The following is a 6,192-nucleotide window of genomic DNA, read 5'->3' on the forward strand; positions in this document are numbered from 1 at the left end:
CGTGGTGCTGGATCACGTCACGCTGGATTCTCGAGGTCGAGAAGGTCCGCGACATCGACGTGAACTTCCACGTCATGAGCCTCGCGGTGCTCAACGAGGGCCGCGATCTCCCCGAGCAGTACGAGGAGATGATGACGAAGGCGTGGGGACCCGTCCGCGTCGCGATCGCGGCCGAGCAGGCCAAGGGCAACGAGATCCTCAGCCCGCTGTACACCGCGATGGGTACCAGGATCCACAACGAGGGGTATCGAGAAACCGACCCCAGCTTCGAACGAGTCATCGCCGAGTCACTCGAAGAGGTCGGGCTGCCCGCCGAACTGGCCGAGGCCGCCACCAGCGACAAATTCGACGACGCGCTGCGCAAGAGCCACCACGCGGGGATGGACGCGGTCGGCGACGACGTCGGCACCCCCACCATCCACGTCAACGGCGTGGCGTTCTTCGGCCCGGTGCTGTCGCGGATCCCGCGCGGCGAAGAAGCCGGGAAGCTGTGGGACGCGTCGGTGATCTTCGCGGCGTATCCCCACTTCTTCGAGCTCAAGCGCACCCGCCACGAGTCGCCCGAATTCGACTGACGGTTCTGGCTCTGTGCCGGGCGCCGCTCGCCGGCTGCAGCGTCTTCCACACGTTCGGCTGGCCTTCGCGAAACGGTTAATCAGCGATTCCGGTTGCGGGCCGTCGGCGCAACCACCACGGTGTACCCATGACAGCGACCGAGCCCACCACCGACGGCTCCTACCGCAACAGAATCGTCGCGGTCGAACCCGGTGGGAACGAGTTCATCGCAGAAGAAGACCGGCACGGGAAACCGAGTCAGCTGTTCTGGACCTGGACGTCGCCGAACCTCGAGTTCGCGACGATCTTCGTCGGCGTGCTCGCCGTCGCCGTGTACGGCATGAGTTTCTGGCAGGCGGTGGCGGGCATCGTCATCGGCACCGGGCTCGGTGCTGCCGCCCACTACTTGTTGTCGGCTCGCGGCCCGCTGCACGGCGTGCCGCAGATGGTGCTGGGCCGGTTGGCGTTCGGGTTCAAGGGCAATGCCGTGCCCGCGGTCCTGATGTCGGTGACGGCAGGAGTGGGCTGGTTCGCGACCAACAGCGTCAGCGGCGCATACGCACTGGCGGCGTTGTTCGGCATCGGTCCGTTGGTCGGCTTGATCATCATCGTGCTGGTGCAGACGGCGTTCGCGTTCTTCGGCCACAACCTCGTCCAAGCATTCGAGCGGTGGTCGTTTGCGGTGCTGGCCGTGATCTTTGTGATCGCCTCGGTCGCGATCCTCACCAAGTCGCACTTCGGCGCGCCCGCGCTGGAACCGTTCGTCGGCGACGGCTCCATGGGTGGCTTCCTGCTCACCGTCGGCACCGCATTCGGCTACGCCGCGGGCTGGACGCCCTACGCCGCGGACTACACCCGCTATCTCCCGTCGACCGTATCCACCGCGCGCACCGGACTGTTCGCCTCGGCCGGTCTGTTCTTGTCCTGCGTGGTGCTGGAGACCGTGGGCGCAGCCTCGGTCACGATCGGGCCCGCGCTGTCTGAGAACCCCACCGAGGCCTTCACCGGCGAGCTGGCGTCACCGATCGCGAAGGCGACGCTGCTGGCCATCGCGATCGGTGCGATCGCCGCCAACTCGATCAATATCTATTCCGGTGCAATGGCATTCGTCACGATCGGAGTCAAGCTACCCGCACACATCGCCCGGGCGCTGGTCACGGTGTTCTTCGGGGTCGCGGGTTTCCTGGTGGCCTGGTGGGCACTTCCGGACGCCGCGGCCAGCTACGAGGCGTTCCTGCTCATCATCGCGTACTGGATCGGGCCGTGGCTCGGCGTCGTGTTCGCCGACCAGTACCTGCGGCGCGGCCGGAGGATCGCAGGCTTCCTGTACGACCGGTCCTACGCCAACTGGGGCGGTCTGGCGTCGTTCGCGATCGGCCTCGTCGTGTCGGTGCTGCTGTTCTCCAATCAGGAGAAGTTCACCGGCTACATCGCCAGGGGCGTGCCCCAACTGGGTGACATCACCTTCTTCGTCGGCTTCCTCCTGGCGGGCGGCCTGTACCTGCTGGCGTGCAAGTCCAAGATCGCGACCGAGCGCACGACGGTATGACACCAGATCAGATGCTCGACGTCTCCGTCGACGAGGCCCGAAAGGGTCTGTCGGAGGGCGGGATACCAATCGGTGCGGCCCTGTTCAGCGCGGACGGGGTGCTGCTGGGCAGCGGACACAACCGCCGGGTGCAGGACAACGACCCGTCGGTGCACGGTGAGACCGACGCGTTCAGGGCAGCGGGCCGCCAACGCGACTACCGCTCGACCATCATGGTCACCACGCTGTCGCCCTGTTGGTATTGCAGCGGATTGGTGCGCCAGTTCAACATCGGTGCCGTCGTGATCGGCGAGGCTCGGACGTTCAGCGGTGGTCACGACTGGCTGGCTGAAAACGGCGTGGCGATAACGATTCTCGATGACGAGCGGTGCGTGCAGATGATGACGGACTTCATCGCGGCGCATCCGGAGCTCTGGTTGGAGGACATCGGCGAATGATTGGGTGGGCGCAGCTGGGCGGGAGAGACAAGTGATTGCGACGATTGACATCTCGCGTTGGCGGGCAGGGGGAGCGGGAGCCGACGCGGTGGCCGCCGAGGTGGACGAGAGTCTTCAACAGGCCGGATTCATCCTGGTCGCGGGCCACGGCGTCGACCAAAGTCTCGCCGCGGCGGTGCGCGCCGCCAGTCGCGAGTTCTTCGGCCAGCCCGACACCGTCAAGCAGCACTACAGCGTGCCGGTGGGCGGTCACGGGTGGATCGGGCCAGGCGCGGAGGCCAACGGCTATGCCGAGGGCACCGAGACGCCCCCGGATCTCAAGGAGAGCTACAGCCTCGGAGCCGAGACGGCGACGGGCGACCTCGAGGTCGACCGGATTTGGTTCGCCCCCAACGTCTGGCCCGCCGAGGTACCGGAACTGCACGCGTTGGCGAATGCCTACACCGCCGCTGTGCGTCGCCTCTCGGATGATCTGCTCGCGCTCTTCGCGCATGCCCTCGGGCTTCCCGCCAATCCCTGGGCCGAGCTGGCGGCCCACCCGACGTGGACGATGAACATCAACCACTACCCGCCCGTCAGCGTGGTGGGGGAACCGGAGCCGGGCCAGTTCCGCATCGGGCCGCACACCGATTTCGGCACCGTCACGGTCCTCGATCGGGAGCCGGGAGCCGGTGGGCTGCAGGTGTACTCCGAGGCCGAGGGGTGGGCCGACGCGCCGTATGACCCCGACGCGCTGACCGTGAACATCGGCGATCTGCTGGAGTACTGGAGTGGTCGACGCTGGCCGTCCGGCCGGCACCGGGTACTGCCGCCGCAGCCGGAGGCGCCCGAGGAGGATCTGGTCTCGCTGATCTACTTCTACGAGGCCGACCACGACGCGCTCGTCACGCCTCTGGCGCCCCCGATCGGAAGGGTGTCCGGCCCGGAACCCGTGACGTCATCGTCCTTCATCAAGGAACGCCTCGACGCCATCACCATTGGCTAGCTGCTCACCGACCGCGGCGACAACGGAGGCTGCGGCCGGTACGTCGCCAACGGTCTGACGGATCGCGCAGCTGGGTTCGCGGCCGCCTATGCAGAGCGGATCAGAGGGATGTGGAAGGGAGTCGACCAGCGGGTCCGTCGCGGGGTCGTAAACGGCGTCGAGCCGGGCCAGCGCGTCCGAATCCAACACGATGTCTCCCGCGCCGAGATTCTCCTCGAGGTGACCGATCGAGCGGGTGCCAGCGATCAGCAGCGTGCTGGACGTGTGCGCCAGCAGCCAGGCGAGTCCGATCTGCGACGGAGTGGCGCCCAGTTCGTCGGCGATGCCGAGCACCACCGGATCGGCGGCGACCTTCGGGAAGCCGGGGAACGACGACCCGAGCGGGAAGTACGGCACCCACGCGATGTTCTCGGCCACACAGAGATTCAGCAGGACTTCCTGTGACCGGTTGAGCAGGCTGTAGGCGTTCTGCACGCAGACGATGCCCGCAGGGAGTGCTCGTCGAACGATCTCGAGCGGCACGCTGCTGATGCCGATCGCGCCGATCTTGCCTTCCTCGCGTAGTGCGAGCATCTCGGCCAGCTGGTCGTCGAGGTCGACGATCTGGTCGCCTTCGGCCTGCAGTCCCGGCCCGAGGTCGAGGCGTCGCAGGTTCACCACGGGGATCCGGTCGAGTCCCAGTTGCTCGAGATCGGCTTCGACGGCGGCCCGCAGTTCGGCCGGCTTCTGCGCAGAGGCGAGCGGAATGAGGCCTCCGCTGACGCTGCGCGCACCGACCTTGCTGACGATGACGAAGTCGTCTCGGTAGGGCGCCAGTGCGGCCCGGATGCGACGGTTCACCTCGCCGTCCGAGTAGAACGATGCGGTGTCGATGTGGTTGACGCCGAGCTCGACGGTGCGACGCAGGAGGGCCACCGCGTCTTCGGTCGACGTCGACTCGGGTTCTAGTTGCATGGCGCCGTAACCGATGCGGGCGACCTCGAACTCTCCGATCCATGCCCGACCCCCTGGGTGTGGTGTTTCCGTCATGGCGCTCCTCAGTGAGATACTCGACAAAGACGGAGGAACCTCCGCTTAGTCCGACGATAGCAGAAGCGGAGGTGCCTCCGCTATGGCGAGAGTTCGGGCTGATGCGCACCGCAACCGGGAGCGACTGCTGGCCGCGGCGACGGTCGCGTTCACCGCCGCGGACGGCACCGCGGTGTCGCTCGAGGCCATCGCCCGCGACGCGGGCGTCGGGATCGGCACGCTGTACCGGCACTTCTCCACCCGTGAGGCACTCATCGAGGCCGTCTACTGCACCGAGCTCGCCGAGGTGGCGGCATCGGCGGGCGAACTGCTGGAGCGCCACCCGCCGCTCGTCGCGCTGCGCCGCTGGATGGACCGCTACGCGGCGTTCGTCGCGGCGAAGCGCGGGATGGCCGAGTCGCTGCGAGCGATGTTCGCCGCAGGCACCGTCAAACCCAGTGACACCAGGGACAGCGTGGTCGGCGCCGTCGAGGCTCTGCTGCGCGCAGGCAGTTCGGATGGCAGCCTGCGGTCCGACGTCCGCGCCGAGGACGTCGTCTCGAGCCTCATCGGGATCTTCCTGGCCAGCCACTCCGCCGCGCAGGCGCACCGGATGCTCGACCTCCTTCTCGACGGTCTGGTGGCGACGCGGTGAGGCATGGGACGGGATGAGTGCGAGACAGTAGTGTGACCGCCATGCGCGTCTACCTCGGCTCTGACCACGCCGGATACGAACTCAAGCAGGCCGTCATCTCCCACCTCGAATCCGGCGGTCACGAGCCGATCGACTGCGGTGCCTTCACCTACGACGCGGAGGACGACTACCCGGCGTTCTGCATCGCCACGGCGGAGAGGACGGTCGCCGATCCGGACAGCCTCGGCATCGTCATCGGCGGCTCCGGCAACGGCGAGCAGATCGCCGCCAACAAGGCGCCGGGTGCCCGTTGTGCCCTGGCCTGGAGCGTGGAGACTGCGTCGTTGGCCCGCCAACACAACAACGCACAACTGATCGGCATCGGTGCGCGGATGCACACCGTCGCGGACGCACTCACCTTCGTCGACGCGTTCCTCACCACCGCATGGTCCGAGGCGCCGCGCCACCAGCGCCGCATCGACATCCTCGCCGAGTACGAGGCGACGCACGTCGCACCGCCGGTGCCAGGCGCCTGAGGGATGCCCGAAGGGCACACCCTCCACCGGCTGGCCCGACTGCACCAGAAGCGGTTCGCCCACGCGCCGGTCATCGTGTCCAGCCCCCAGGGGCGCTTCGAAGAGGCCGCCTCCGCGGTCAGTGGCCGGGTGCTGCGCAGGGCCGAAGCCTACGGCAAGCACCTGTTCCATCACTACGTCGGCGGACAGGTCGTCCACGTGCACCTCGGGCTCTACGGCACGTTCACCGAGCGTGCCGTGCCCATGCCCGGTCCGGTCGGTCAGGTACGGATGCGGATGGTTGGGGCCGAGTACGGCACCGACCTGCGCGGCCCGACCGCCTGCGAGGTGATTCACCAGGGCGAGGTCGACGAGATCCTCGCCAGACTAGGACCGGACCCGCTGCGTCGGGCTCCCGATCCTTCGCGCGCGTGGGCGCGAATTACCAAGTCCCGCAGGCCGATCGGTGCGCTGCTGATGGATCAGGCCGTCATCGCCGGGGTGGGAAA

Annotated in this window: 8 protein-coding genes; 7 read left to right on the forward strand and 1 reads right to left on the reverse strand. The window is 67.6% G+C overall.

The features are described from left to right. The 4 genes from QOI01_RS16980 to QOI01_RS16995 all read left to right on the forward strand — a co-directional run. A partial coding sequence (locus QOI01_RS16980) for a mycothiol-dependent nitroreductase Rv2466c family protein (protein ID WP_526382902.1) occupies positions 1-575 on the forward strand: 575 nt, incomplete at its 5' end. Between the two features lie 128 nt (positions 576-703). Continuing rightward, positions 704-2,104, forward strand: coding sequence for a purine-cytosine permease family protein (locus QOI01_RS16985; RefSeq protein ID WP_526382904.1), 1,401 nt, complete (start codon positions 704-706; stop codon positions 2,102-2,104). Continuing rightward, complete coding sequence (locus QOI01_RS16990) at positions 2,101-2,541, forward strand: nucleoside deaminase (RefSeq protein ID WP_526382906.1); 441 nt, start codon at positions 2,101-2,103, stop codon at positions 2,539-2,541. Before QOI01_RS16985 ends, QOI01_RS16990 begins: the two co-directional genes overlap by 4 nt. 31 nt (positions 2,542-2,572) lie before the next feature. Further along, the gene (locus QOI01_RS16995) at positions 2,573-3,526 is read left to right on the forward strand and encodes an isopenicillin N synthase family dioxygenase (protein ID WP_526382908.1); all 954 of its coding nucleotides are present in this window, start codon (positions 2,573-2,575) and stop codon (positions 3,524-3,526) included. Here QOI01_RS16995 and QOI01_RS17000 read toward each other — a convergent pair. Next, a complete protein-coding gene (locus QOI01_RS17000; protein WP_526382910.1) occupies positions 3,479-4,555 on the reverse strand; it encodes an aldo/keto reductase in 1,077 nt (358 codons plus the stop codon). The genes QOI01_RS16995 and QOI01_RS17000 overlap by 48 nt on opposite strands. Before the next feature lie 82 nt (positions 4,556-4,637). Between QOI01_RS17000 and QOI01_RS17005 the strand changes: the two genes are divergently transcribed. From QOI01_RS17005 to QOI01_RS17015, 3 genes are all read left to right on the forward strand, one after another. Continuing rightward, positions 4,638-5,189 (forward strand): TetR/AcrR family transcriptional regulator, encoded by a 552-nt coding sequence (locus QOI01_RS17005; protein ID WP_526382912.1) that lies wholly within the window; start codon positions 4,638-4,640, stop codon positions 5,187-5,189. A 41-nt stretch (positions 5,190-5,230) separates the two neighbouring features. Further along, positions 5,231-5,704, forward strand: coding sequence for a ribose-5-phosphate isomerase (locus QOI01_RS17010; protein WP_526382914.1), 474 nt, complete (start codon positions 5,231-5,233; stop codon positions 5,702-5,704). Positions 5,705-5,707: 3 nt separating this feature from the next. After that, a partial coding sequence (locus QOI01_RS17015) for a DNA-formamidopyrimidine glycosylase family protein (protein ID WP_526382916.1) occupies positions 5,708-6,192 on the forward strand: 485 nt, incomplete at its 3' end.

This window comes from Mycobacterium sp. (genome assembly GCF_032162605.1).
In the GTDB taxonomy this organism is placed as follows: domain Bacteria; phylum Actinomycetota; class Actinomycetes; order Mycobacteriales; family Mycobacteriaceae; genus Mycobacterium.